Raw genomic sequence first — 26,423 nt, 5'->3', positions numbered from 1 at the left:
CAAAAATCAGAACTTTAATAAGCATTCAGTTTTTAATATTACGAAGAACATAATCTGCATGACTGACTTTATCGAGGACAAAAATAATGTAACGAATATCAACGCCAATAGAGCGGCTGTAGGATTCGTTCCATGCAAAATCGTTGATAGTTGCTTCAAATGTACGGTCGAAATTCAAACCTACCAGCTCGCCATAGGCGTTTAAAACGGGGCTGCCACTGTTTCCTCCGGTAGTATCGGCATTATATAAAAAGTTCACTGTGAAGCTATCAGACTGTTTTTCAGCATTGCTAACCACTCTTGTATTGTCGATGGCAGTTACGAGAGGTTGGTAAAATTCATATTCGCCACCAAGTGCCATTTTTTCAATTACCCCGTCAAGTGTGGTAAAAGGGAAGCAATAAACAGCATCCTGAGGATAATAACCTCTGATGTAGCCATAAGTCATGCGAAAAGTAGAATTGGCATCAGGAATAAATTCATTGCCGGTGGCGAGCATCTTTAGTTCAACATATTGAGGCAGCAAGGCATCAATGGTTGAATTTAATAATCTGAAATCTTCAGATGTCCTGGCCATATCATCTATCATACTGAATACCAACTGAATAAACAAGTTTTTACTTTTCCTGATACTGGCAGGTTTATCCAAAAGACCTAGGATAAGTACCTTATTCGAAAAATAAGAATGGTAAGCGTTTTTAATAAACATTGTCAGCTTTACTGCTGTATTTTCCTGACCAAAATATTGATGAACCCATGAAAATAGATTCGGCTCCTGAATTGCCATTTCAAGCAATCTTCTGACAAACAGGCTGTCTGTCTCAAGATTTTGATTATCAATCAGTTCATTAATTTTAGCACGGGTAATTCCATAAATTTTTTCTAAATCACTTTTATTCACCTGAGGATCAGTAGATGCCTTGTAATAGGAAACCAGCAACCGGGCAATTTCAAAATTGGGAGAGACATTGAAAAACTGTGAATACCAGAGGTTTTTTTTACCGACTGTAGCATAAACGGCATACAGGCTGTCAAATTTTGACAGTAGCAACTCAAATTCTCTTGCTTTTTCAGGGGATTGACTTAATAACTTAATGATTTGAAGCTCTTCGGCCTGTTTCTGCTGGTAAAGTTTAATAGCAGCCATAGATTTCAGTTTTCCCCTGTAGTTTTTCGAGGTATTGGCCAGGGCTTTAATCTGAGATTCATATTTCAGTTTCTTTTCTTCATTTTGTGCTGATAGTTTTAGCATTTCATTGATTCTGTATTCAAAATAGTCGGCAATAAAAGGCATCTGAACTTTTTCCGAATAATTGACAAAAGCACTCGGGCGGTTACGGAAGGTACGGCCGGGATAACCAAGAATGAAAATAAAATCATTCTCTTTCACTCCATTGGTATTAATCTGAATATATTTCGAAGGCTTCAGCGGAATATTATCCCCTGAGTAAGCCGAAGGGCTGCCATTAGGAGCCGTGTAAACACGAATAAATGAAAAATCACCGCTATGGCGTGGCCACATCCAGTTGTCAGTTTCTCCGCCAAATTCTCCGATAGCTTTTGGTGGCACATATACCAGCCTGACATCCTTAAAAAACTGGTACCTTATAATGATATAACTTTTTCCGGTCATCATTTCGGATAATTCCACCATCATATCAGGGTTTTTATTTTTCTCTTCTCTCAAAACCATCTGAATGTTAGCCTCAATCAAATCTTTCCTTTTGATAGGATCAGAGATTTTCTCAACATCTTTCAGCACTTTTGTGCTGACATCCTCGTAATTAATCATGATTTTTACCGACATACCTTTTAAAGGAATTTCAGATTCCCGATCAACAGCAGAAAAGCCATTTTGAAGAATATTATTTTGAGTAGTTGATAAAGCCGCCACGGCACTAAAAACACAATGATGATTGGTCAGAATGAGCCCATCCGGAGAAACAAAACTTCCGGTACATCCCCCAAGGCTGACGATTGCCTGCATCAGGCTGACGCCATTGGGGTTATAAATATCTTTTACAGAAATTTTAAGGCCTGCCGATTTAAGTTTAGCAGAGTCAAGCTGGTTGACAGGATACATTCCGCCATCAGCATAACTATTGAATGCCAAAGTTATCCACAGGGCAATAAGCATAAAAGATTTAAGCCTGAAATACTGTAATAGAAAACATCTACGCATACATTATTCTTTTAACAATTGATAATTAGAAAGTTACAAAACAATCAATGAGTAATTGAAAATAAGTAAATTCAGAAAGGGGGCAAAATAAAGGTAAAATATCCTCAAAAAAAAATTTTTTCAACAAAATGCGCTAATAATGTAATTAATACTATATTTGTTGAAGAAAAGTTCCGAATATTATTTGTTAATTTTTAAAAAAGGTTAGTATGAACAAAGGAGATTTAATTACAAAGATTGCAGAAAGTGCTGGCATTACCAAAGCTCAGGCACAGGGCGCATTAAATGCCTTCATTAAAAGTTCGCAGGATGCACTGAAAGCTGGTGACAAGATTACACTGGTAGGTTTTGGTACATTCTCCATTAATGAAAGAGCTGCAAGAAAAGGGCGTAACCCAAAAACCGGAGCAGAAATCAAAATTCCCAAAAAGAAAGTTGTAAAATTCAAACCTGGGAAAGAGCTGGTTAACAAAGTGAAGTGATGCTTAAATGAGTGCAATCTAAACCCCGCTTTTCAGCGGGGTTTTTTGTTAAATACGCCACAACTTTTTATTGGTCAGGCCTAATTTGTTTTTCAGCATAATATAAACATTAGCCTTTTGATACTCCACACCGAATTCCTTGCGTATCAATTCATTGATGTTTTGTCCGTTCCAGTTTTTTCCGGACAATCCATAATCTGAAGGTGCCCTGTTCAATAAGATGTTCTTCAGTTTTTCATAATCGGCTTCAGTTAATTTTGCTTTACGACCACGCCCTTCCCTGTCTTCAAGTCCGGCAAGTCCTTCCTCGTTAAATCTACGAGCCCAGTAGAAGTATCTTGCAGCGGATTTGTAATAAAAGATTTTCTGCAATTCAGTGACAGAAAAACCCTTTGCAACCAAAATACACGTCATCAGTCGCATGGCTATCCGAAACTCCTCCCTGCTGTGGAGTAGTTTCTCCATGTCTTCAATCGTGTAATTTGTAATAAACTGTTTCCTTCTCATAGTTGCTTTTTTTATAGAGCAAAGATAATATATTTATTTCATAAAACTAACAATTTCTAAATATTTTTTTCCCTTCCTTTACATTATTGATTTTCTTATATTTATAAATCTGTTATTCGAAAAATTGTTTGCTGTTGAGACTGTCAAATAATTGAGGCAATACTTTTTCCTTTATTTCTCACTCAAAAAATTTCTTGTTTTAAGGTTATTTTACGTTTCATTTTCTTTTAAAACCATTGCTGTTTAAATGTCCTGAAAAAAAATTTTTTGAAATGATATTCTTTCAGAAAATTCTTAATTACATGGATTCTTATTGAATTAATCTTATATCTAACTTTGCTTCAAAATAAAAAGAATGATACTACTGGAAAAAGCAATAAAAATTGTTCTGGAATCAATTTCAGTTAAAGACCCGGAAGAAATAAACCTTATGGAAGCTCTTCACCGGATAATTGCAGAAGACGTATTCTCTGACCTTGATATGCCAGCTTTCGACCGCTCTGCCATGGATGGCTATGCCTGTAAGATGAAAGATATTCATAGGGAATTAAAGGTGATTGAAGTTATTGCAGCGGGTCAGTTTCCTCAAAAAGTGATTCATGATGGGGAATGCTCACAAATCATGACAGGAGCACCCATTCCTGAAGGTGCAGATTGTGTTTTAATGGTGGAAGATATAGAAAAAACTGGCGAAAACACCATCCGGTATAAAAAGGAGAAAACCAAGGAAAATATCCGGTACCAGGGAGAGGATTTGAAAAAAGGTCAAATAGTAATAAAAGCCGGAACATGTTTGGAACCTGCCCACCTGGCCTTGCTGGCAACGGTCGGAAAGGCAAAAGTAACTGTTTATCAGAGACCCGTTGTCGGAATAATTTCTACCGGAGATGAGTTGGTGGAACCTGATCAGATACCTGTCAAATCACAAATCAGGAATTCAAATGCCTATCAGCTATATGGGCAGGTTATAAAAAACCGGGCAATTCCCCTTTACTTCGGCATAGCAGAAGATAAAGCGGATGTGCTGTACAATGCTATTAAAAATGCACTTGAAAAGTCAGATATTCTTTTAGTGACAGGAGGTGTTTCGATGGGAGAATTTGATTACGTCCCGGAAATCATGAATCAATTGGGAATTGAGATTAAATTTCAGAAGATGGCCGTGCAACCGGGTAAACCAACCACTTTTGGGGTAAAAGGACAAAAACTGATTTTTGGATTGCCGGGCAACCCTGTTTCTTCGTTTATTCAATATGAGTTAGTTGTCAAACCGGCTGTTTACCGCATGATGGGGTTAAACTACCATCCCGCTCCACTATATCTCCCTTTTGGTATCGAATATACCAGAAAGCAAACGGAACGAATGGCCTGGTTCCCTGTTGTATTAAATGAAAAAGGCGAAATAATTCCCAGCGAATATCATGGTTCTGCCCATATCAACAGTTTAGCCGATGCATTTGGGATAGCCTCTATTGAAATCGGCAAATCAAAAATTGAAAAAGGAGAGCTGGTTCATGTTAGACTCATTTAATCGGCCAATCAACTACCTGCGTATTTCTGTTACCGATCGTTGCAACCTCAGGTGTTTTTATTGCATGCCTGAAGAAGGAGTTAAATTATTACCTCATTGTGATATCCTTACCTATGAAGAAATTGCCGTTTTTGTTAAAACAGCAGTCAGATTCGGGATAAATAAAATCAGAATAACCGGAGGAGAGCCACTTGTAAGGAAAGATATTCTGAAACTTGTGGAAATGATAGCCAATGTTCCCGGAATTACTGATTTTGGCATGACCACAAACGGCATTCATCTGGCAAAATATGCCAAAGCACTTAAGGAAGCCGGATTACACCGTATCAACGTCAGCCTTGATACCATAAATCCGGAAAAATTCAGGGAAATTACAAGATTTGGGAATCTGGAAGATGTAATAAACGGAATATTAGCAGCCAAAGAAGTCGGCCTGACCCCTGTTAAAATTAATTGTGTCGTTAAAAATTCCAGTTCGGAGAAAGATGCACTTGAAGTAACAGAATTTTGCCGGAAACATGGGCTTATCATTCGATATATCAAGTTAATGTCATTAAAAAAAGGCATCTTTTCCATTGTTGAACATGGAGAGGGCGGGAACTGTAAAATATGCAACCGTCTGCGGCTGACTGCCAACGGAAAATTAAAACCCTGCCTTTTTGATAATCTTGAATACGACATCAGGGAATTGGGAGCTGAAGAAGCCATACGTCAGGCAGTTAATAACAAACCCCGGTGTGGGGGAATAAATACGACAAATTATTTTAGCAATATAGGAGGATAAAGTATGAAAAAACTGACCCATACGGATGAAAAAGGCAAAGCAGTTATGGTGGATGTAGGCCAGAAAACTGATCAGCTCAGAACGGCTGAAGCTGAAGGATTCATCAGTTTGCAGGATGAAACGCTTCAACTTATTCATGAAAACTCGATCAAAAAGGGAGACGTCATGACTGTAGCCGAAATTGCAGGCATTCAGGCTGCAAAAGAATGTTTCAGGCTTATACCGCTTTGCCATCCTTTGATTATCAACAAGATTTCAGTTACCTGCAAAACAGAAGATGGAGGGATCAGGGTAAAAAGCATGGTTTCATGTACAGGAAAAACAGGTGTCGAAATGGAAGCCCTGACAGCTGTCAGCATTGCACTTCTGACCATTTACGATATGTGTAAGGCTGTTGATAAGAGTATGGTCATCGGCAACATCAGATTAATCAGCAAGAAAAAGGAAAATATTCAGGATTTCTGAGCGTTAATCAAAGAGAATTTCATATCTTGTGAAGTCATAAAAAATGCAGTTAAACCTAAAATAAGAGGGTAGAAAATGAAAAAACATTGTTTTCTTTTGGCCATCCTGCTGATTGGAGTTCATTTAAATGGTTTTACACAGAAAAAATCAACGAAAACCATTACCTTATCAGACTCCATGGAAGTTTTATCCATAAATACCATGATTACAGCAGTTTATGATATTTTAAGCGGTCCAGCCGGAGAACGGAACTGGACTAAACTTCGGTTTTTCTGCCTGCCAGGCGCCACTTTTATTTCACTTAAAGAAAAGAAAAGCGGAGAAAGAGAGTTTTTTCAGGGATCACTTGACGACTTTATCAAAATGATAGACCCCGTCCTGAAACAACATGATTACTATGAAAACGAAATTGAAAGAAATGTTCAGACAGCCGATAATATTGCCAATGTTTTCAGCACGTTTGAATCTACATTGTTCAATAAAGATGGTACGACCACCAACCAGAGAGGGGTAAACAGTTTCCAGCTGATTTACAAGGAAGGCCGGTGGTGGATAGCCAATATCGTATGGAAAAATGAGCCGCATGATATTTTTCCGGAACCAGGAAGATAATAAAAACTCAAAGGATGAATGGAATCAAAATTTTGTCAGTAAATATTTCTGAGAAAAAAGGGACTATCAAAAAGCCTGTCAGTATTATTGAAATCAATGATCAGGGAGTAGTGGGCGATGCCCATGCCGGCTTTAAAAACAGGGAAATCAGTCTGTTGGGGATTGAAAGTTTCAGAAAGTTTGAACAGTCAGCAGGAAGAAAAGTTGCCTTTGGAGAGTTTGCCGAAAACCTCACCACTGAAGGAATGGAATTATTTAAAACGCATCCGCTCGATCGCTTCAGTAACGATTCGGTAGAACTTGAGGTAACCCAGATCGGGAAAAAATGTCATGGCGACCGGTGTGCGATTTTCAGGGAAGTTGGCAATTGCGTTATGCCGGTTGAAGGAATTTTTACCAGAATAATTAAAGGTGGAAAAATTAAAGCCGGTGATTTTCTGGAATATCATCCCAAAGAATTTAAAATACTGGTAATTACCCTGAGCGACCGCGCTGCTAAGGGAGAATATGAGGATAAAAGCGGACCAAAAGTAGTGGAGTATCTCCGTCAGTATTTTGAGGAAAAAGAAAGGAAATACCATATCGATACCATAATAATTCCGGATCATGCAAAATCGCTGGAGATTTTACTTGATACTGCAAAAAAAGAAAACATTGATTTACTGATTACCACAGGTGGAACCGGTATCGGGCCGGCAGACATAACTGTAGATGTAGTCAAACCAAGGCTGACTAAAGAAATACCGGGCATCATGGAACTCATTCGGTTTAAATATGGACAGGAAAAGCCACAGGCACTTGTCAGCAGGGCAGTAGCCGGAGTGATGGGTCAGACCCTTGTCTTTACCCTTCCGGGAAGTGTCAGGGGTGTCAGTGAATATATGGACGAAATTCTAAAATCCCTTGAGCACCTGATATATATGCTTCACAGCCTCGACCTTCATTAAAAAGTGCAGATAAAAGGTCAGGTTGATTGCCTGTTTGCTGTCTGACACTCAAAATATCTTACAAGCGGGTTTACCCCCTGTATTCACAGAGTATGATGTTCTTTTATCTTATCCGAGCGTAGCAACCATCACAGCTTTAATGGTATGCATGCGGTTTTCGGCCTGATCCCAGACAATGGAAGCTTCGCTTTCAAACACATCTTCCGTAACTTCCATTCCATCGAGTCCGAATTTCTGATAAATTTCCTCCCCAACTTTTGTTTCCCTGTTGTGGAAAGCCGGCAGGCAATGTAAAAATTTGACTTTAGGATTACCCGTCATTTTCATGGCTTGCTGATTAACCTGATATGGCTTTAACAATCTGATACGTTCTTCCCAGACAGAATCGGGTTCTCCCATACTAACCCATACGTCAGTGTAAACAAAATCACAACCTTTAAGTCCTTCTTCCACCTTATCAGTAACGGTAATGCGGGCACCTGTCTCTTTGGCTATTTCCAGGCATGTCTGAACCAATTGCTTTGAAGGCTGGCAGGAAGCAGGTGCAATGGCACGGTAATCCATTCCCAGCTTGGCAGCCATCACAAGCAGCGAATTAGCGACATTGTTTTTGGCATCGCCCATGAAGCAGAAAGCTATTTCATGCAGTTTTTTGTCGGTATGTTCGAGCATGGTCATCACATCGGCTAATGATTGGGTAGGATGCCATTCAGTGGTGAGACCGTTCCAGACAGGAACACCGGCATAAGCTGCCAGTTCTTCGACAATTTCCTGCCCATAGCCACGATATTCAATACCGTCATACATTCTGCCCAGCACACGTGCCGTATCTTTCATGCTTTCCTTATGACCGATCTGACTTCCGGTCGGGCCGATATAGGTTACCTGAGCACCCTGATCAAAAGCGGCTACTTCAAAAGCACAACGGGTACGGGTTGAAGTTTTTTCAAAAATCAATGCTATGTTTTTTCCTTTCAGTCTTGGTTGTTCAGTCCCGGTATATTTGGCTTTCTTCAGGTCAAATGATAAATCAAGCAGAAATTTAATTTCCCGGGGGGTAAAATCAAGTTCCTTTAAAAAATGCCTGTTCTTTAGATTAAATGCCATAATGATTATTTTTTATAAGGTTAAGCAAATGAATAAGTTATACAAAGTTTTGTTTAACATCATCAAGTCATCAAACAATTACGACTCTTGTCCCTCCATCATCTATGCCAAGTTTTGTAGTTTCGGTAATGATAGCATCTTTACCTGTTGAGGTTACAAAACGAATAGCAGCCCTGATTTTCGGAGCCATGCTCCCTTCAGCGAAATGACCCTCTTCGAGATATTTCTGAGCTTCGGTAATGGTCATCCTGTCAATTTCCTTCTGCTGTGGCGTATTAAAATTAATGCACACCTTTGGGACATCGGTCAGGATGAAAAATTTATCGGCATGAATCTGAGTAGCGAGCAATGAGGAAGCCAAATCTTTATCAATAACAGCATCAATCCCTTCAAGGGTATTTGGCTTGACATAGTGAACCGGAATGCCTCCCCCGCCAACTGCAATAACGATTTGCCCGTCCCGTGAAAGCTTTTCAATAGACTTGACATTGGTAATCATCATCGGCTTAGGGGATGCAACCACCTTGCGCCAGCCCCTTCCCCTCGGATCTTCCCTGAAAATCGCACCTGTTTCTTTTGCTATCGTGTCTGCTTCTTCCTTTGTATAAAACGGACCGACAGGTTTTGTCGGATTTTTGAATGCCGGGTCATCTTTATGGACAAGAACCTGAGTAACAATTGTGATGATATCTTTGTCAATATCATTGGCTGATAATACGTTACGTAATTGTTGCTCAATGACATAGCCGATAAATCCCTGTGAAAATGCTCCGCATACATCCATGGGCATTTCAGGTATGCCGTATAGTTTGCGTCCTGCATCGTTTTGAAGCATGATATTACCTACCTGAGGCCCATTTCCGTGGGTTATGACCAGATCATAGCCCCGCTTGATCAGTACCAGCAACTTTTCACAGGTTTCGTATGCATTTCTTTCCTGTTCTCCGATTGTTCCTTTCTGATCGCCTCTTAAAAGTGCATTACCTCCAAAAGCTACTACTGCCAGTTTTTTCATAAGGTGTTATTTATTATTAAAAAATTAAAGCCAGAACCCGGAATGTCGAATAATAAAACGCTTCCGGATTCTGACGTTATCTACATACTTATAATTGTATCAGTTGTTCAAGAGTCGGATAGCCGATTTCCTGAAGGTTATACCCAACCACGACAGCCGGTTTATTTATTTTACAAAGCCTTCTCAGATCAATGGGTGTACCGATAACGACCACATCGCAATCAGTTGCATTGATGGTGGCTTCAAGGTCTTTAATCTGTTGTTCACCATAACCCATGGCCGGTAGCAAGGTGCCGATGTCCGGATATTTTTCAAATGTCTGGGCAATTTCACCTACTGCCCAAGGACGTGGATCAACCAGTTCGGCAGCGCCAAGTTTCATGGCGGCAACAATACCTGCACCAAAAGTCATTTCACCATGAGTTAAGGTCGGACCGTCTTCTATACACAACACACGTTTCCCCTGAATTATTTCCGGTTTGTCAACGGTCAGGGGTGAAGCTCCTTCAACAATGATTGCTGACGGATTCAAAGCCTTGACATTGTCTCTCAGTTCAGTAATGTCATCGAGATTGGCACTGTCAATTTTGTTAATAACTACGATATCGGCCATTCTTACGTTGGTTTCACCCGGGTGATAGGTCATTTCGTGTCCTACCCTTAAAGGATCTACCACCACAATTCTGATGGTTTTGGTGGTTGAGCGATAAAACGGGATGTCGTTGTTACCCCCATCCCAAACGATAACATCGGCTTCTTTTTCTGCCTCGCGGAGAATAGCTTCATAATCAACACCGGCATAGATAATGTTGCCTCGTGTAATATGCGGTTCATATTCTTCCATTTCTTCAATGGTACATTTGTGTTTTGCCAGATCGGAAATATCGGCAAAGCGCTGAATTTTCTGAGCTACCAGATCACCATAAGGCATGGGATGACGAATAGCAACGGCTTTTAACCCACGACTGTTCAGGATTTCCATCACTCTTCTGGTTGTCTGTGATTTACCACAACCTGTACGTGAAGCACAGATAGAAATGACAGGTTTTGAGGTTTCAAGGGTTGTCTGGTTGGCGCCCATCAACATGAAGTCAGCACCGGCTGCATTGGCAATAGATGCGGCATGCATGACTCTTTCATGCGGTACATCGCTATAGGCAAAAACTACCAGATCTATTTTTTCCTTAATAATGATGTCTTTTAACTCAGCTTCAGGGCGAATTGGAATCCCGTCAGGATAAAGGTCTTTGCCTGCCAGCTCAGCAGGATATTTTTTGTCGTCAATGCCGGGGATCTGTGTTGCTGTAAAGGCTACTACCTTATAATTGGAATTGCCTCTGAAAAACACATTGAAATTGTGAAAATCTCTTCCGGCAGCTCCCATAATTAATGTTCTTCTGACCATACTTGCCATAATTAATTTATTTTGATGTTTGCTAAAAAATGGTTTAAATTGTTTAAACTCTTTTAAGGTTTCAATGCAAAACTAAGACATGGTTTCCAATAAATTCCAAATTTTTCCCCGAAATTTTTTAAAAATAAGCGTTTTTGCTGCCTATTGAATTTAAAAACAGATTTTCTTCAGGTATTTTTGAAATGTTTATCTTGCACGAAATTTTTTTTTCAATGGAAACACTGACTTTAACATTATTGAGTATCACAATTGTTTTACTGATTGTCATCATTGTTAAAATTTTTAAACCAACTGGAAAAGAGCAGGACATCAACGGCCAGCTGGAAAAAATTGAGCAACAGCTGAATTTATTAGACAAATCATTAAAAGATGAGTTTTCAAGAAACAGGGAAGAATCGTCAAAACTGATGCGTGAAATGCGGGAAGAGCTTCAAAATAGCCTGCTCAACGGGATGAAAGGAATTTCAGACATGCAGAAAAACCAGTTGGACACAACTGCCAACCAGCAAAAAGGACAGCTGGATAGTTTTGCCAATCAGCAAAAGCTTCAGTTTGAAAGCTTTACTAATCTTTTAAACACTTTAACCAAATCGAATGAAGAGCGGCTGGAAAAAATGAGAGAAACCATTGAAACAAGAATACGTCACCTGCAGGAAGATAATGCTGCCAAGGTAGCTGAAATGAGAAAAACAGTGGATGAAAAGCTTGAAGAAATGAGGAAAACAGTAGATGAGAAGCTGCAATCCACACTTGAAAAGAGACTTGGAGAATCGTTTAAACTGGTGAGTGAGCGTCTGGAGGCCGTTCACAAAGGGCTTGGTGATATGCAGAGCCTTGCAGCAGGGGTGGGCGACCTGAAAAAAGTTCTCTCAAATGTCAAGACAAAAGGTGTTTTAGGGGAATACCAGCTCGAGAATCTACTGGAGCAAATGCTTTCGCCTTCTCAATATGAACGAAATGTAGCCACCAAGTTGAACAGCAACAACCGGGTTGAATTTGCTGTTAAACTGCCCGGAAGAGAAGATAAAAACAAAACCGTTTACCTGCCAATGGATGCCAAATTCCCGACAGAAGACTATCAATCGCTGATGGATGCTTACGACAATTCCGATCTGCAGAAGATTGAAGAGCACAAAAAAAATCTGGCTATGAAGATCAGGCAGTTTGCAAAAGATATCAGTGAAAAATATATTGATCCACCCCGAACGACAGACTTTGCCATTATGTTTCTTCCCTTCGAAGGATTATATGCTGAAGTACTAAGAATGACGGGTGTCTTCGAGCAGATACAGCGGGAATACAAGGTAGTTATAACTGGGCCCACTACCCTTTCTGCATTGTTAAACAGCCTGCAGATGGGATTCCGTACCCTCGCCATTGAAAAAAGATCCAGTGAGGTTTGGGATTTACTGTCAGCAGTGAAAAAAGAATTTGGATATTTCGGGGATTTACTTGAGAAAACGCATAAAAAACTTCAGGAAGCCAGTAATTCGATTGAAGCCGCCAATAAACGAACCAATATTATTTCCAGAAAACTTAAAGATGTACAGGAACTTCCGGCTGAGAAATCAAACCTATTAATTGAGCTCAATGCATCACCGGAAAGTGAAGCAGAGGGGGAATGAGAAAAAAATGATAGTAAATTACCTGATTATGTTCCTTTTATAAAAGATTGAAAGTGCTGATAATATCTTCTGAAGAAATAATGCATGATTCATCGCAGCCTAAGCGAGTGCAAATGCATACACATTTATTGATATTCAAAGACTTATCAGCAAAAAGTATAATGCGGGGTGCTCCACAAACGCAATTTGAAAACACCTTTAACTGTTCCTGACACTCAGGACAAAAAAACTTATATATCCCATTATCAATCAAATCAATATCAATTGTCATCCTTGAATTAACACCAAAAACCGGACTTAAAGCGACCATACCTTCTGACTTATCGATTACCGACTTCAGCAAAATACCATTTTCGCCTTTAAAACTGGCCCGCGGGGATATCAGATCATGGCCATTGTGGCAATATAAATGCTTTACTACTACCGGAGCCGGTACTGAAACAGGTGAATATTCCAGTTTTTCAACATTTAACCTTCCTGATTTATCGAATATGTCCATAAAAAGATTTTTATTTTCCCTCCAAAATTTATGTGTAAAGATACAAAACTCAGTAGCCAATAAAAACTGATATAAATCATGAGTAATTAAAAAGTAAGAAAGAAATTATATTATGGGTACTTCCAAAAAATTTCAGTGAAAAAGATTACCTTTGCCAGAAATTAAAACTAAAGATATGAACCCGATTACAGGAATTATTATTGCCGTTATAGCGGTATTTATTTTTATACTGATCTTTCTTTATTTTGTACCGCTAAATCTCTGGATTACAGCCGTTTTCAGCGGAGTAAAAATCAGTATTTTACAATTAATACTGATGAGAATCAGAAAAGTTCCGCCTGCTGTCATTGTCAACGCTTTGATTACAGCAACCAAAGCCGGACTGAAAGTAACAGCCAATGAAATAGAGACGCATTATCTGGCAGGAGGACATGTCAACAATGTCATTAAAGCTTTAATCAGTGCTGATAAAGCAAATATTCCCCTGTCCTTCCAGCTTGCCACAGCTATCGACCTGGCCGGTCGTGATGTATTTGATGCCGTGCAGATGTCAGTTAATCCAAGAGTAATTGATACCAAGCCGATTGCTGCCATGGCAAAAGATGGCATTCAGCTGATTGCAAAAGCAAGGGTAACCGTCAGAGCCAATATTAACCAACTGGTAGGTGGTGCAGGTGAAGATACTGTACTGGCAAGGGTTGGCGAAGGCATAGTTTCCTCCATAGGTTCATCTACGGATCACAAAGCTGTATTGGAAAATCCAGACAGCATTTCAAAACTGGTGCTTGAGAAAGGGCTTGACTCCGGAACTGCTTTTGAAATATTATCTATTGACATTGCCGATATTGATGTTGGAAAAAACATTGGCGCAGTATTGCAGGCTGATCAGGCAGAAGCAGACAAAAAAATTGCTCAGGCACGAGCAGAGCAGAAAAGAGCTATGGCAGTTGCAGAAGAGCAGATGCAAAAAGCAAAGGCTCAGGAAGCCCGTGTCAAAGTCATCGAAGCTGAGGCTCAGATACCACTGGCAATGGCCGAAGCCTTCCGAAGTGGTAATCTTGGAATCATGGATTATTATAAGTTTAAAAATATCCAGGCTGATACAGAAATGAGAGATTCTATTTCCAAATCGGTAAAGCCATCCGGCCCCGAAAAACCCGGACATGGCAACATGCCTGATTCACCAAAATCTTAATTCAAATTTTTCATAGTAATAGCCATTTCCGTTGTATCGAGATCATTCATACAACGGAAATGTTTTTTCGGACAGGTATTTTTCCCAAGTTTTGAGCAAGGGCGACACGACAGGCCTTTTACTTCAAAAATATTTTGCCTGAGCTCCCATGGGTTTTCGCCTCCGTAATAAGGAAACATACCAAATTCAGGAATGGTATTTCCCCAGACAGAAATTACTTTTTTCCCAAGTGCTGCGGCAATGTGCATCATACCGGTGTCTCCGGACAAAACTGCCTTTGCCTTCCTGATGATGGCTGCCGACTGCTGAATATCTGTTTTACCACAAAAATCAATCACCTTATTTTCATGAGCAGATTTAAGCTGTGAAGCCATTTCTTCTTCATTTTTCCCTCCCAAAAGAATCACCGGTAATTCCAGTAAACTGACGATTCCGGAGATTTTTTCCACCGGAAGGCGCTTGGTAAAGTAAGTTCCGCTTAAAACGATAACATAATATTCACCGGTTATTTTATCAGAAAGAAGTTGATTGACAATCATTTCCGGATCCTGATCAAAATAGAAATCACAGGCTAAAAAGTCATTTTCAACCCCTATTTGTTTTACAGCTTCAAAATAGCGCTGTACCAGATGTTTTTGAGGTAAAAGGTTAATTTTAAAACTGACCATCAGCCATTTTCTGAAATTCAGCTTGGAAAATGTTACCCATGGTTTTAATAATAAAAACCGTATCAGTGTACTTCTGATATTTTTGTGCAGGTCGATGATAAAATGATAGTTTTCTTTTCTGAGAAGCCGGATTAGACTACTTATATTTCCCTGAAATTCAATAATATGATCAATATTCGGATTGGAGGAAATAAGCTGACGGTACTGCGGCTTGACTAAAAAATCAATCCTCGCATCCGGAAATTTTCTTTTCAGGCACCTGATAACCGGAGTAGTCAGAACGATGTCGCCAATAGAGCTAAAACGAATGACCAGTATCTTCAAATGAGGGCATTTAAAATTTGGTTCAAATATCTGAAAATTAAAGCAACCGAATAAAAAAAGGGAACCCGCACCAGCAGATTCCCTTTTGTGGTTATTGAAGACAGTTTTATTTCGAAAGTATCAATTCTCCGTCTTTGTATTCTTCGGTTTTAAGCAGGTTGCCTTTGTCGTCATAGTAGAGCCATGTCCCATGCTTCTTATCATATTTGTAATTGCCCTGAATTTTTAATTTACCATTTTCATAGTAATAGAAATAAGGACCATGTTTTTTCATGGTTTTACCGACAATCTGATTATCGCCTTTTTCACTGAAGGTATTTACTTCAATGAAGGAATAGACTTCCTTTAGCTTTGTTTTGGCTTCATCGTAGTAGGATTTTGACGTTTCATCGGTAATATGCTGTGCATAACTAAAGTAACACATAAAGCTCAACAAACCAAGAAGAATAAATGACTTTTTCATCGGATTAATTTTTATTTAAGTTTTGCAAAATGATTGCCAAATTAAGCCAAAATAATTGTAGCACAATAATCTGGAATGATTCCAGATTAGAGATGAGTCTCAACCAATTGAAGAATTTCATTTTGAAGACTTTCAGCAGCTTCGACCATAGATTTACCTTTTGCCAGCATTTCTTCAACAAATGTCTTGTCTTTCAGGCCGGCAGAATTAATTCTGACATTGAGGAATGCCCCTTTTACGGCTGTTAGAGCACAAAGTGCACCTACTCCAGCATCGGAGGCAGAATTGGGATTACCATACTGAGCCATAGCCCTGATGACTTCCATTGAGGCAAGTGATTTTTCCATTACCCTATAAGGTACCAGCATAGCATATTTGGTTGCATCCTGTATGGCCTGAGTACGAATTTGCCTTTCTTCATCAGTTGTTTTGGGCAACTGAAAGGCATCCATTACCTTGTTGAAAGCATTAGTATCTTCATCAACGAGTTCAATAAGCTCATCCACAAAGCGGTGGCCTTTTTCTGCCCAGTCAGAAAACTCTTCCCACCTGTCGTCCCATCCTCTTTTGTGGGAAGAAAGATTGGCTACCATGGTAGCAAGAGCTGCCCCGAGTGCGCCTGCATATGCAGATATACTTCCTCCGCCCGGAGCTGGCGATTCACTTGCCGTCTCATGAGCAAAAGCTGTAAGATTCATGTCAATAAGTTTCTTCTTTGACTTATCGGCAATGACATATTCAATGATTTTTTCCTCAGGCTTAAAAGGATATAAATCATCCAGCCCCATTGATTTTATGGCTATCTTAATCAGTTCAGCCTCAGAAACACCCACTGAGCGCTGTTGTTTTTTCAGATAATGTTTACCGGCTTCGATAATGGCTTTCAACGGCACAAGACCAACGATTTCGGTTCCGGTTACCCTCACCCCTCTCTTTCTGGCTTTTTCGTCCACTTCATCAAAAGCAACATGTAAAGGAGTAATGCTGATATTGGTAATATTCATGGAAACCTGAGCAATGCCGTATTCATCGATAAACCAGCCGATAGCTTTAGTGGCCTTGAGTGTACCGGGTTCCCATATTTCCTGCCCGTTTTCATCCAGAAGGGGTTTTCCATCTTTCATTTTCTGCCTTCCTTTTTCCCTGACATCAAAAGCAATGGCATTTGCCCTTCTTGTGCTGGTCGTATTCAGGTTAAAATTAACGGCAATCAGAAAGTCGCGTGCTCCCACTGCAATGGCCCCTGTCTTAGGCCTGAATTCGGAAGGACCAAAATCAGGTTTCCATTCGGGATTCCTGAGTTTTTCAGGCAATCCTTCATATTCTCCCGACCTGACATTAGCCAGATTGCGTCTTTCTTCGGTAAATGCGGCATTTTCATAGCAATAAACCGGAATATCAAGTTCATTACCGATTTTTTCAGCTAACATTCTGGCAAATCTGACAGTTTCTTCCATGGAAATTCCGGAAACAGGCACAAGCGGACAAACATCTGTGGCCCCAAAGCGGGGATGTGCTCCTTTGTGTTTACTCATATCAATCAGCTCCTTCGCTTTTTTCACAGCCTGAAATGCAGCTTTCACAACCTTTTCAGGTTCTCCGACAAAAGTAACAACCGTTCGGTTGGTCGCCTGTCCGGGATCGACATCAAGCAATTTTACCCCTTCCACTTTCTCTATCTCATCGGTAATCTGCCTGATAATATTCATATCTCTGCCCTCACTGAAATTAGGCACACATTCAATCAATTGTTTCATATCAACAGTTAAAATTTATGGTTAGACTGAAAGTCATATTCATCGAAAAATTTTCCATTGACAATTACTTTTTCAATCAAATTTCTTCCAAAATAATAAGGGAGAAAAGCAATGGAAGGTACGGGAGCAGTAATAAAAAGATTTGCCCTGGCACCTCTGCCGATAAAACCACATTCCCTGTTAAGTTCAAGGGCATGAGCAGCATTAACAGTAAGGGCATTGACAGCTTCTTCCGGAAACATACGCATCTGAATACAGGCAAGAGAAAGGCTGAAATTCAGGTTACCTGAGGGGGAGCTTCCCGGATTGAAATCAGAAGCAATGACAACCCCTAATCCACTGTCAATCATTTTACGGGCATCAGGATATTTCATCCTGAGATAAAATGAACAGGAAGGCAGGAGAACAGGTATTACCTGACTGTTTTTCAGCATGTTAATTCCACTTTCACCTGTTTGTTCCAGATGATCGGCACTGATGGCTCCATATCTGATGGCCAGGTCCAGTCCACCTGATGCTGTCATCTGGTCAACATGTAAGCGAGGTTTTAAATGATATTTTCGGGCAATTTCCAGAATTTCTTCTGCATCTTCCACGCTGAAAAATCCTTCTTCAATAAAAATATCAATGTAATCAGCCAGACCTGCTTTTGAAATTTCCGGAATCATTTCATTTGTCAGCAACCGGATATAGGCCTTTTTATCATGTTTAAACTCCTTCGGAATGGCATGAGCCCCCAGAAAGGTAGATTTTACCGGAATGATATTCAGCTCCCTGAGTCTTTTGACGACCCGAAGCATTTTCAATTCAGCTTCCGTATTCAGACCATAACCGCTTTTAATTTCGATAGCCCCCGTAGCAAGTGAAACCAAGCCAAGCAAACGATGGTATGAACGGATAAATAATTCATCTTCTGAAATTTTTCTGAGTTTTTCAACAGAATTTAATATTCCCCCACCTTCTCTGGCAATTTGTTCATAAGAATAGCCGGCAATCTTCATAACAAACTCAGCTTCACGTGTTTCAGCAAATACGAGGTGTGTATGAGCATCAATCCATGAAGGGAAAACAAACCGTCCTGAAGCATCATATACTTCAGCATCAGAATAATGTGAAAGTCTCTGATCTTCCGTCATTAAACCATAATCCTCAATAAGTCCGTTTTTAATTGCTATCCAGGCTTCTTCCAGAACAGGTAAATGTTTCATCTCCTCCCCCTTCCGGAAAGAAGGAGCGACATCGGAAAACTGAACCAACCCCTTGATATTCTTTATTAATAAACTCATTAAGGCTTATTTATCAGATTAAAACGTGCGGCAAAAATAAAGTTTTGAATCAATAATTTATCTTCATCTGCAAAAAGCAATAAAGTCAAAGAATTTATCCACAAAATATTGCAGATTTAATGGTCAAGAGTAATTTTGCATAAATCTTTTTCAGTAATAACAATAAAAATAACAAGCTATGAGGAAAAAAATACGCTTTTTAGCATTGACCGCAGTGTCAATGATTTTGGGTTCAAACCTGATGGGTCAGGGAGCGCTTGAATTATTCTTTTCAGAATATGCAGAAGGCTCAAGTAATCACAAGTACATTGAAATTTTCAATGGAACCGGAGATTCTGTATTGTTGTCGGATTATGTCATCTTAATTTCCTCCAATGGATCTGCATGGAACGGGGCAAGCACGCATAAATTTCCGGCAGGTAAATATCTCCACAATAATGATGTTTGGGTAATAGCCAATTCACAGGCAGATGCTACATCCATTCTCCCTTATGCAGATGAAAAAATCTCTTACAGTTCGACTACCCTGGTGGTATCATTTAATGGGAATGATGCGAGAGGTTTAGGCAAACTGGTTCAGAAAGGAACAACCGAGACCGATACAGTCATTTCGGGCACTGATACGTTATATGTTGAGGTCATCGATTACATCGGCAGGTATGACCTGGTCAATCCCGGAACAGGTTGGGCAGTAGCAGGCGTAGCCAATGCCACTGCAGACCATACAATGGTCAGAAAACCAAAGGTTTTAGGCCCGAATAAAGACTGGGATGCTGCTGCAGGCACCGATGCTGCAAGTTCGGAGTGGATTGTTTATCCTCAAAATACATGGACTGACATCGGAAAACACACCTTTACCCCTCCTCAAAGTTATGACAAGCTGGTTATTAATGAATTTCTGGCTAACGGGTCAAATTCTGACGACTGGATTGAAATCTACAATCCAAACGCCAATAATGTATCTCTCAAAGACTGGTATTTAAGCAATGACTCCACCAATAAAACCATGTGGCAGTTTCCCGATACCAGTATTGTTTCCAATGGCTATCTGATTGTTTATGGCAACAATTCCGGCAACAATTATCCGCTTAAAGCCAATTTTGAAGTTGAAGAAGACGGAGGCATGTTGCTGTTGACCAATCCAAATGTGGTTGTTTCAGATATAATTGTTTTTAATAAACAAAAAGATGATACTACTTTTGGCCGCTATCCAAACGGAACAGGGAATTTCACCTTTACCAAACCTACCCCGGGAGCAGTCAATGAATTGTTCCCCAAACCCATTCCAATGTACACCATCTCCCAAATCAATAAAGTTGATAATCAGGGAGTAGCTGATTCATTGAATGTTTATTGCAAACTGGAAGGAGTTGTTTTTTCCCAGAATTTCCATGCCACCAACCAGCAATTCTGGATGGCCGATGCAACAGGAGGAATTAATGTTTTCCAATATGCAAGCGCTGGTCTTACTTATCAGGCAAAACCGGGTGATAAAATCAGAGTTATCGGGAAAATAGCCCAATACAGAGGGTTATTGGAAATTATGCCCGATTCCATCGTTTTACTTTCTACAAATGAGGCACAGCCAACTCCGGTAGTCGTTACCAAACTGGATGAATCAACTGAAAATATTCTCGTTAAGATTATGAATCTGACTATAGTAGATACAACTTCAAAAGCCAGCTCCGGCTATAATATCAGAGCTACCAACGGCACCGATACATTTGTCATCCGCATTGATGACCTTTGCGAAGCATTCGACAGCAATTTTGTTGATACTTCCTTTAACCTGATAGGTTTTGGAGGTCAGTACAACAGCACCTCAACTCCTCCTTATCTCGATGGTTATCAGATCAATCCAAGATTCATCAGCGATTTCATTCTTCACCAGCCAAACGCAATCAACGAACAAAGAAAGTCACAACTACTTATTTATCCAAACCCATCGAATGGAGTAATTAATATCGTCAATCCTTTTGGCGGAACAACCACTTCGTGCATTCTGACTGACATTACAGGCAAACAAATTATCAACCTCACTTCAGAACAATCTATTATCCGTCTGACAACTGAAAATTTGCCCCAGGGTATTTATCTGGTTAAACTATCCGTATCTAATAAGGAAACATTGACATCTACCATTTTTATTCAATAACTTGGTAATTTTCATAACTTTTAAAAATCAGCAGGTTTCAGCAATGAAATCTGCTGATTTTTTTATTTACCAATGCCTGACAACAGGTATATAATTTTCTAAACTTTTAAAATTACGAAAATGAACAATTACAAAAAACTCAGAATCAATGTATTGTTAATCATTAGCTTGATGATTTTAATACCAATGCTAAATGTTAATGCCCAAAGCAAAAAAGTCAAAGACCTCCTTGATGATATCAATGAATGGTGCGAAAAATACGACCTTTACAAGCGTGTATTTTCCTACAATGAATCGACACAAATACTTACCATGGTAAGTGAGTATTGCACAGTTGAAATACCTGCAGATAAAATAGCCAGCATCTATACCAGACCCAGCGAAGAAAACTATCAGGTAGTTTTTTCAACGAAAGGACATGAGGAAGTCATTGACGTTCAGTGCACAAGCTTTGATGAAATGGATAGCGTAACCGCTATTACCATGAGCGATAAAAAATATGCCCAGAAAGTGAGTGCAAACCTGAACAAGCTATTGAAAATAACATCAGGTGGCAAGGGCAGCACAGCCTCAAAAGGTTCAAAAGGTTCAGATAAACTGCTGAAAGAAATCAACGATTTGTGTGCAAAATACGATAAGTATCATCGTGTTTTCACCGTTGAAAACAAAACTGACATGCTGGTTTTTACCAGTGAATCATGTGTGGTCAAACTGCCTTTCCGGAAAATCGGAGAAGTAGCAGTAAAAGAACTTTCAGGAGGAAGTTTTTCCTTACAGTTCAAGAGTAAAAATGAAGAAAAATGTTTTGATGTCAAATGCACTTCTTTCAGTGAAATGAACGGACTTACTTCATTGACATTTACAGATAAGAACGGGGCTGAACAAGCTGCCGCAAAACTCAGGGAACTTATCAGCAATCATCAGTAATCAGGAAATTTTCCCCCAGTAGAATTTGTTTTTCCACAAAAGGGAGAGGTATTTTTTCAGGGGAATGTGTTCAGGCAAGGTCAGAAGTGGATCTGCATCAATCAGATGTTTTGCGAGTTTTCTGGCCGTCTGCAAAATAGCCTGATCGGTTGCCAGACTGGCAATTCTGAAGTTTAAAACACCACTTTGCTGTGTTCCGGTCAATTCGCCCGGCCCACGAAGTTCAAGGTCAACTTCTGCAATCTTAAAACCATCTGTCGTAGCTGTCATGGTTTCAAGCCTTTTACGGGCTTCATGGGTGAGTTTAACAGATGACATCAGGATACAGAAGGATTGTTCGCCTCCGCGACCCACCCTGCCCCTTAACTGGTGAAGCTGGCTCAGTCCAAACTTTTCTGCACTTTCAATGACCATTACTGTGGCATTCGGGACATCTACCCCAACCTCAATAACAGTTGTGGAAACAAGGATATGGGTAGTGCCATTCACAAATTTTTCCATTTCCCTGTCTTTGACTTCCGTTTTCATCCTGCCATGAACAATACCAAGTCTGTAGTGTGGTTCGGGAAAATAGCTTTTTAATTGTTCGTATCCATCCATCAGATTTTTCAAATCCAGCTTTTCTGATTCTTCAATCAGTGGAAAAACAATGTAAACCTGCCTCCCTTCCAGAATTTTTTTTCTGATAAAATCGTAAACCTGTTCCCGGGAATTGTCATAGACATGACGGGTTATAATGTTTTTTCGTCCCGGAGGCAGTTCATCAATCACCGATGTATCCAGATCCCCGTAAAATGTCATGGCCAGTGTCCGGGGAATTGGCGTTGCAGTCATGATTAAAACATGAGGCGGAATTTCACTTTTGAGCCACATTTTTGCCCGCTGTGCCACTCCGAATTTATGTTGTTCATCAATCACAGCAAAGCCGAGATTTCTAAACCTGACATCATCTTCAATCAAGGCATGGGTGCCTATCAGAATAGTGATTTCTCCGGCCTCCACTCCTTTGATGATCATAGTTTTTTCTTTTCGGGAGGTTGAGCCGGTAATTAATGCCACCTGAACCGGCAAACCTGACAATAATTTTGAAACGGTTTTAAAATGCTGTTGAGCAAGAATTTCAGTCGGGGCCATCAAAGCCGATTGAAATCCATTATCAGCAGCAATTAACATACAGAGCAATGCCACAATTGTTTTTCCACTGCCAACATCCCCCTGAAGCAGGCGGTTCATTTGCTTACCGCTTTTCATGTCATTTCTGATTTCGCGTATCACCCTTTTCTGGGCCTCAGTCAGTTGAAAAGGAAGCACCTCATGGAAAAATGTTTTAAACAAGTTCCCCACCTCAGAAAAAACATAGCCCTTTACCTTAAGCTCTCTGTTTCTGCGGTAACTTAACAGTTCAAACTGCTGAAAAAAGAATTCTTCAAATTTGAAACGCTCCCTTGCTTTTTCGAGTATTCCGATATCAGTCGGAAAGTGAATCTGACGATAAGCTTCTGCCCTTTCAGGGAACTGAAGTATCTTCAGCATGCTGAGAGGTAATATCTCGTGAATTTCAGGTAAAACCCTTGTCAACAGTTCATACTGAAGTTTCATGATGCCTTTGCTGTCGAGTCCCTTACGGGTAAGCCCTTCGGTGGTGCTGTAAACAGGCTGAAATTTCAGTTTTATTTGTTTTTCTTCCCTTGAAGTACTCAGTTCCATTTCGGGATGAGGTATGTTGAATTTGCCTCTGAAGATAACAGGTTTTCCAAAAACAAAATATTCATATCCTGTTTTCAGCGAGCTTTTTAGCCATTTCAAACCTTTAAACCAAACAAGTTCAATAGTTCCGGTATCATCCTGTAATTCAGCTATTAAACGTTTTGAAGGCCCTTCACCAGCCTCATAAATATTCGTAATCACACCAAGAAGCTGAATATTAACGGAATCAGAGACAATATCCTTTATTTTGTAAACATTGCTTTTGTCGAGATAGCGAAAAGGGAAATAATTTAACAGATCATTGAAATTAGATATTCCGGCATATTTATTTAACACAGCAGCCCTGACAGGTCCCACACCTTTCAGGTATTCAATGGGTGTGTCTAAAATATTTTCCATTCAGGAAAGACTATTTATGATTTTGCCATTTCAAGGTCTCGATAAAATGCTGAATATCTGCTTTCAGGAAATTTATCACCGGATCGAGTGAATCTCTGTTGATTCTTGATGAGAAATAAAGTGCTCCTCTGATAAAGTTCGTAGTGCTGTCGGTAAGATAAAATGAAATTGCCGTAGCCGTACTTCCACTCAATTCATAAAATATCCCGGAATTTCCCTGGGGTGTAAAAAAAAGTTTTTCTTCTATTTCATCTGCTTTAACGGTATGCTTGTACACCAGGTTTCGGGCATCTTCTTTCAGCGCATCAAGTGTATTATACTGATTGACAGGCTTATAGCTCAAATGTAATTTAGCTTTGAAAGGAAGAAACACCAGATTGAACCAGCATGGTTCAGCATTGTGACTGCTGTCGTGGTTTAAAACCGAATAAACCGGTATTTCAGACGAAAATCCGCAATCAGTACTGGCAAGCTGATAGTCATGTCTGGGGTAGTAAATACGTTGATAAACCCTTGGCTTAGGGACATAGTTTTCGTGGCAAGCCGCCAGAACAAAAATCATCAAGCCTAAAATAAACGGATTATTAAGCTTTACAAGGTATCTCTTCATAAGCAGCAAAGATAAATGCTGACAGGAAACAGTCAGCTGAAAATCATTTCAGAGGATGTGAAAAAGAAATAAGAGAATAACATTAAGCTAAAAAAAGTGCCTTTGGCCGGGGAGGCTCAAAGGCACTAAAAAAACATGTATGAAAAAACTACTCCTCTCCTTAATTAAATTATTCTTTTGTTTCTTCCTGTCCGGTTGTTTCACTTTCAGCAGCGGGTTCTTCAGAAGATTCTCCGGCTACTGGTTCAACCTGAGGCTCCTGAGGTAGCTCTTCGGATTTGGTTTCAACCGGTGCTTTTTCAACAGGGGTTGTCTCAGTTGCAGCAGTTTTAGCAGGTCCTCTGCGGGTTCTTCTGCGGGTGGCTTTTTTCTTGTCTTCTTTCACATACAATTCATTGTAATCCACCAGCTCGATAATACAGGTTTCGGCATTATCGCCCAGACGATAACCAGTTTTGATAATTCTGGTATATCCACCCGGCCTTTCGGCAACTTTCACAGCCACCTGATCAAACAATTCCTTGACAGGATCTTTATGTTTCAGATAGCTAAAAACAATACGTCTTGAATGAGTGGTATCGTTTTTTGCCTTGGTAATCAGCGGCTCAACATATTTACGCAATGCTTTGGCTTTGGCTACTGTTGTTGTAATTCTTTTGTGTAAAATTAATGATGAAGCCAAATTCGCCATTAAGGCTTTACGGTGAGCTGATTTTCTGCTTAAATGATTGATTTTTTTCCCGTGTCTCATCGTCTTACTCCTGTTCTGTTTCTATTTTATATGGTGAAATATCCATTCCAAAGGTCAGTCCTTTTTCTTTCACCAGTTCTTCTATTTCTATCAATGATTTTTTACCAAAATTTCTGAATTTTAACAAGTCAGCAACGTCATACTGTACGAGTTCTCCCAAAGTCTGAATTCCGGCAGAAGCCAGACAGTTGTAGGCTCTGACCGATAAATCGAGGTCGGTAAGGGAGGTTTTCAGCAGTTTGCGCATCTGCAGGAATTTTTCATCCACTTTTTTCTCTTCCTTCTTCAGTTCTTCGTCAAGAGTCAGTTTTTCATCAGAGAAAAGAACAAAATGCTGCATCAAAACTTTGGCTGCTTCTTTTAAGGCATCTTCAGGATGAATGGACCCATCACTGGTGATTTCGAGAATAAGTTTTTCAAAATCAGTATCCTGCCCTACCCTGAAATTTTCAACACTATATTTGACATGCTTAATAGGTGAAAACACCGAATCAAGGGTAATCATTCCGATCGGGGCATCCGGAATTTTGTTGTCTTCAATGGTTTTATAACCTCTGCCTCTTTTGATAATGATTTCCATATCAAGATGTACGGATGGTTCCATGCTGCAGATAACCAATTCGGGATTTAATACTTCAAAACAGTTTGAAGCTTTTCCGATTTCAGCAGCAAGAAATTCATCTTTACCTGAAATAGAAACGAACACTTTTTCTTCGTTTTCTTCAGCTATTTGTTTAAATCTGACCTGTTTCAGGTTTAAAACAATATTCACGACATCTTCCCTGACACCTTCGATAGTTGAAAACTCCTGCTCAATGCCATCAATTTTAATGTTAGTAATAGCAAAGCCCTCTAAAGAAGAAAGAAGAACACGTCTGATAGCATTGCCAATAGTAACACCATATCCTTTTTCGAGAGGATAGAATTCAAAAACCCCCTTTGAATCAGAGGATTTTTGCATAATTACACGTTCTGGTTTTTGAAAAGGAATAACTCCCATAATTATTATTA

24 protein-coding genes are annotated in these 26,423 nt (G+C 39.7%); 10 read left to right on the top strand and 14 right to left on the bottom strand.

The window, feature by feature from the left end; genetic code table 11:
* Positions 1 to 25: 25 nt before the first annotated feature.
* Positions 26 to 2,182, bottom strand: a complete 2,157-nt coding sequence (locus GX437_05350; GenBank protein ID NLJ07076.1) for a S46 family peptidase — start codon at positions 2,180 to 2,182, stop codon at positions 26 to 28.
* 209 nt (positions 2,183 to 2,391) lie between these two features.
* Here GX437_05350 and GX437_05345 point away from each other — a divergent pair, with 209 nt between their 5' ends.
* The gene (locus GX437_05345) at positions 2,392 to 2,664 is read left to right on the top strand and encodes an HU family DNA-binding protein (GenBank protein ID NLJ07075.1); all 273 of its coding nucleotides are present in this window, start codon (positions 2,392 to 2,394) and stop codon (positions 2,662 to 2,664) included.
* Positions 2,665 to 2,712: 48 nt separating this feature from the next.
* Here GX437_05345 and GX437_05340 read toward each other — a convergent pair whose 3' ends face one another.
* On the bottom strand, positions 2,713 to 3,171 hold the full coding sequence (locus GX437_05340) for a helix-turn-helix domain containing protein (GenBank protein NLJ07074.1): 459 nt from the start codon (positions 3,169 to 3,171) through the stop codon (positions 2,713 to 2,715).
* 355 nt (positions 3,172 to 3,526) lie between these two features.
* On the opposite strand from GX437_05340, the gene GX437_05335 reads away from it, so the two are divergent.
* From GX437_05335 to GX437_05315, 5 genes are all read left to right on the top strand, one after another.
* Positions 3,527 to 4,702: a molybdopterin molybdotransferase MoeA gene (locus tag GX437_05335; GenBank protein ID NLJ07073.1), complete on the top strand. Its 1,176-nt coding sequence runs from the start codon at positions 3,527 to 3,529 to the stop codon at positions 4,700 to 4,702.
* Positions 4,686 to 5,486, top strand: a complete 801-nt coding sequence (locus GX437_05330; GenBank protein ID NLJ07072.1) for a GTP 3',8-cyclase MoaA — start codon at positions 4,686 to 4,688, stop codon at positions 5,484 to 5,486. Before GX437_05335 ends, GX437_05330 begins: the two co-directional genes overlap by 17 nt.
* Before the next feature lie 3 nt (positions 5,487 to 5,489).
* Positions 5,490 to 5,951, top strand: coding sequence for a cyclic pyranopterin monophosphate synthase MoaC (gene moaC, locus GX437_05325; protein NLJ07071.1), 462 nt, complete (start codon positions 5,490 to 5,492; stop codon positions 5,949 to 5,951).
* A gap of 75 nt (positions 5,952 to 6,026) precedes the next feature.
* Positions 6,027 to 6,563, top strand: coding sequence for a hypothetical protein (locus GX437_05320; GenBank protein ID NLJ07070.1), 537 nt, complete (start codon positions 6,027 to 6,029; stop codon positions 6,561 to 6,563).
* A 23-nt stretch (positions 6,564 to 6,586) separates the two neighbouring features.
* Entirely contained in the window at positions 6,587 to 7,510 is a 924-nt protein-coding gene (locus GX437_05315) for a molybdenum cofactor synthesis protein (protein ID NLJ07069.1), read from the top strand.
* A gap of 108 nt (positions 7,511 to 7,618) precedes the next feature.
* Here GX437_05315 and GX437_05310 read toward each other — a convergent pair whose 3' ends face one another.
* From GX437_05310 to GX437_05300, 3 genes are all read right to left on the bottom strand, one after another.
* On the bottom strand, positions 7,619 to 8,617 hold the full coding sequence (locus GX437_05310) for an ornithine carbamoyltransferase (protein ID NLJ07068.1): 999 nt from the start codon (positions 8,615 to 8,617) through the stop codon (positions 7,619 to 7,621).
* 70 nt (positions 8,618 to 8,687) lie between these two features.
* Entirely contained in the window at positions 8,688 to 9,632 is a 945-nt protein-coding gene (gene arcC / locus GX437_05305) for a carbamate kinase (GenBank protein NLJ07067.1), read from the bottom strand.
* Between the two features lie 88 nt (positions 9,633 to 9,720).
* Complete coding sequence (locus tag GX437_05300; GenBank protein NLJ07066.1) at positions 9,721 to 11,037, bottom strand: GTPase; 1,317 nt, start codon at positions 11,035 to 11,037, stop codon at positions 9,721 to 9,723.
* Positions 11,038 to 11,258: 221 nt separating this feature from the next.
* Between GX437_05300 and rmuC the strand changes: the two genes are divergently transcribed.
* The gene (gene rmuC / locus GX437_05295; protein NLJ07065.1) at positions 11,259 to 12,671 is read left to right on the top strand and encodes a DNA recombination protein RmuC; all 1,413 of its coding nucleotides are present in this window, start codon (positions 11,259 to 11,261) and stop codon (positions 12,669 to 12,671) included.
* Between the two features lie 37 nt (positions 12,672 to 12,708).
* Here rmuC and GX437_05290 read toward each other — a convergent pair whose 3' ends face one another.
* Complete coding sequence (locus tag GX437_05290) at positions 12,709 to 13,170, bottom strand: hypothetical protein (GenBank protein NLJ07064.1); 462 nt, start codon at positions 13,168 to 13,170, stop codon at positions 12,709 to 12,711.
* Positions 13,171 to 13,345: 175 nt separating this feature from the next.
* Between GX437_05290 and floA the strand changes: the two genes are divergently transcribed.
* Complete coding sequence (gene floA / locus GX437_05285) at positions 13,346 to 14,365, top strand: flotillin-like protein FloA (protein ID NLJ07063.1); 1,020 nt, start codon at positions 13,346 to 13,348, stop codon at positions 14,363 to 14,365.
* Here the strand turns inward: floA and GX437_05280 are convergent.
* The 4 genes from GX437_05280 to GX437_05265 form a co-directional block, all read right to left on the bottom strand.
* Positions 14,362 to 15,357, bottom strand: a complete 996-nt coding sequence (locus GX437_05280) for a glycosyltransferase family 9 protein (GenBank protein ID NLJ07062.1) — start codon at positions 15,355 to 15,357, stop codon at positions 14,362 to 14,364. The genes floA and GX437_05280 overlap by 4 nt on opposite strands.
* Before the next feature lie 106 nt (positions 15,358 to 15,463).
* Positions 15,464 to 15,820, bottom strand: a complete 357-nt coding sequence (locus GX437_05275) for a hypothetical protein (protein NLJ07061.1) — start codon at positions 15,818 to 15,820, stop codon at positions 15,464 to 15,466.
* 86 nt (positions 15,821 to 15,906) lie between these two features.
* Entirely contained in the window at positions 15,907 to 17,577 is a 1,671-nt protein-coding gene (gene ftcD / locus GX437_05270) for a glutamate formimidoyltransferase (protein NLJ07060.1), read from the bottom strand.
* Positions 17,578 to 17,585: 8 nt separating this feature from the next.
* A complete protein-coding gene (locus GX437_05265) occupies positions 17,586 to 18,863 on the bottom strand; it encodes an imidazolonepropionase (GenBank protein ID NLJ07059.1) in 1,278 nt (425 codons plus the stop codon).
* Between the two features lie 178 nt (positions 18,864 to 19,041).
* On the opposite strand from GX437_05265, the gene GX437_05260 reads away from it, so the two are divergent.
* Together GX437_05260 and GX437_05255 are read left to right on the top strand one after the other, a co-directional pair.
* Positions 19,042 to 21,018: a T9SS type A sorting domain-containing protein gene (locus tag GX437_05260; GenBank protein ID NLJ07058.1), complete on the top strand. Its 1,977-nt coding sequence runs from the start codon at positions 19,042 to 19,044 to the stop codon at positions 21,016 to 21,018.
* Between the two features lie 120 nt (positions 21,019 to 21,138).
* Positions 21,139 to 21,945 carry a hypothetical protein gene (locus tag GX437_05255; protein NLJ07057.1) on the top strand — a complete coding sequence of 269 codons (807 nt, stop codon included), beginning with the start codon at positions 21,139 to 21,141 and terminating at the stop codon, positions 21,943 to 21,945.
* On the opposite strand, the gene recG is transcribed toward GX437_05255, so the two are convergent.
* From recG to GX437_05235, 4 genes are all read right to left on the bottom strand, one after another.
* Positions 21,946 to 24,051, bottom strand: coding sequence for an ATP-dependent DNA helicase RecG (recG, locus tag GX437_05250; GenBank protein ID NLJ07056.1), 2,106 nt, complete (start codon positions 24,049 to 24,051; stop codon positions 21,946 to 21,948).
* A gap of 10 nt (positions 24,052 to 24,061) precedes the next feature.
* Positions 24,062 to 24,661, bottom strand: a complete 600-nt coding sequence (locus GX437_05245; GenBank protein NLJ07055.1) for a gliding motility lipoprotein GldD — start codon at positions 24,659 to 24,661, stop codon at positions 24,062 to 24,064.
* Between the two features lie 169 nt (positions 24,662 to 24,830).
* The gene (gene rplQ, locus GX437_05240) at positions 24,831 to 25,412 is read right to left on the bottom strand and encodes a 50S ribosomal protein L17 (GenBank protein NLJ07054.1); all 582 of its coding nucleotides are present in this window, start codon (positions 25,410 to 25,412) and stop codon (positions 24,831 to 24,833) included.
* Between the two features lie 4 nt (positions 25,413 to 25,416).
* Entirely contained in the window at positions 25,417 to 26,412 is a 996-nt protein-coding gene (locus GX437_05235) for a DNA-directed RNA polymerase subunit alpha (GenBank protein NLJ07053.1), read from the bottom strand.
* Positions 26,413 to 26,423 lie beyond the last annotated feature (11 nt).

The sequence above is a fragment of the Sphingobacteriales bacterium genome (assembly GCA_012517435.1).
Taxonomy (GTDB): domain Bacteria; phylum Bacteroidota; class Bacteroidia; order CAILMK01; family JAAYUY01; genus JAAYUY01.
Note: the sequence above shows the minus strand (reverse complement) of the source record. Positions and strands in the feature narration are given on the sequence as shown.

Coding starts and splice junctions, on each gene's coding strand:
- GX437_05350 (NLJ07076.1), bottom strand. CDS start 2,182: ATGCGTAGATGTTTTCTATTACAGTATTTCAGGCTTAAATCTTTTATG.
- GX437_05345 (NLJ07075.1), top strand. CDS start 2,392: ATGAACAAAGGAGATTTAATTACAAAGATTGCAGAAAGTGCTGGCATT.
- GX437_05340 (NLJ07074.1), bottom strand. CDS start 3,171: ATGAGAAGGAAACAGTTTATTACAAATTACACGATTGAAGACATGGAG.
- GX437_05335 (NLJ07073.1), top strand. CDS start 3,527: ATGATACTACTGGAAAAAGCAATAAAAATTGTTCTGGAATCAATTTCA.
- GX437_05330 (NLJ07072.1), top strand. CDS start 4,686: ATGTTAGACTCATTTAATCGGCCAATCAACTACCTGCGTATTTCTGTT.
- moaC (NLJ07071.1), top strand. CDS start 5,490: ATGAAAAAACTGACCCATACGGATGAAAAAGGCAAAGCAGTTATGGTG.
- GX437_05320 (NLJ07070.1), top strand. CDS start 6,027: ATGAAAAAACATTGTTTTCTTTTGGCCATCCTGCTGATTGGAGTTCAT.
- GX437_05310 (NLJ07068.1), bottom strand. CDS start 8,617: ATGGCATTTAATCTAAAGAACAGGCATTTTTTAAAGGAACTTGATTTT.
- arcC (NLJ07067.1), bottom strand. CDS start 9,632: ATGAAAAAACTGGCAGTAGTAGCTTTTGGAGGTAATGCACTTTTAAGA.
- GX437_05300 (NLJ07066.1), bottom strand. CDS start 11,037: ATGGTCAGAAGAACATTAATTATGGGAGCTGCCGGAAGAGATTTTCAC.
- rmuC (NLJ07065.1), top strand. CDS start 11,259: ATGGAAACACTGACTTTAACATTATTGAGTATCACAATTGTTTTACTG.
- GX437_05290 (NLJ07064.1), bottom strand. CDS start 13,170: ATGGACATATTCGATAAATCAGGAAGGTTAAATGTTGAAAAACTGGAA.
- floA (NLJ07063.1), top strand. CDS start 13,346: ATGAACCCGATTACAGGAATTATTATTGCCGTTATAGCGGTATTTATT.
- GX437_05275 (NLJ07061.1), bottom strand. CDS start 15,820: ATGAAAAAGTCATTTATTCTTCTTGGTTTGTTGAGCTTTATGTGTTAC.
- ftcD (NLJ07060.1), bottom strand. CDS start 17,577: ATGAAACAATTGATTGAATGTGTGCCTAATTTCAGTGAGGGCAGAGAT.
- GX437_05265 (NLJ07059.1), bottom strand. CDS start 18,863: ATGAGTTTATTAATAAAGAATATCAAGGGGTTGGTTCAGTTTTCCGAT.
- GX437_05260 (NLJ07058.1), top strand. CDS start 19,042: ATGAGGAAAAAAATACGCTTTTTAGCATTGACCGCAGTGTCAATGATT.
- GX437_05255 (NLJ07057.1), top strand. CDS start 21,139: ATGAACAATTACAAAAAACTCAGAATCAATGTATTGTTAATCATTAGC.
- recG (NLJ07056.1), bottom strand. CDS start 24,051: ATGGAAAATATTTTAGACACACCCATTGAATACCTGAAAGGTGTGGGA.
- GX437_05245 (NLJ07055.1), bottom strand. CDS start 24,661: ATGAAGAGATACCTTGTAAAGCTTAATAATCCGTTTATTTTAGGCTTG.
- rplQ (NLJ07054.1), bottom strand. CDS start 25,412: ATGAGACACGGGAAAAAAATCAATCATTTAAGCAGAAAATCAGCTCAC.
- GX437_05235 (NLJ07053.1), bottom strand. CDS start 26,412: ATGGGAGTTATTCCTTTTCAAAAACCAGAACGTGTAATTATGCAAAAA.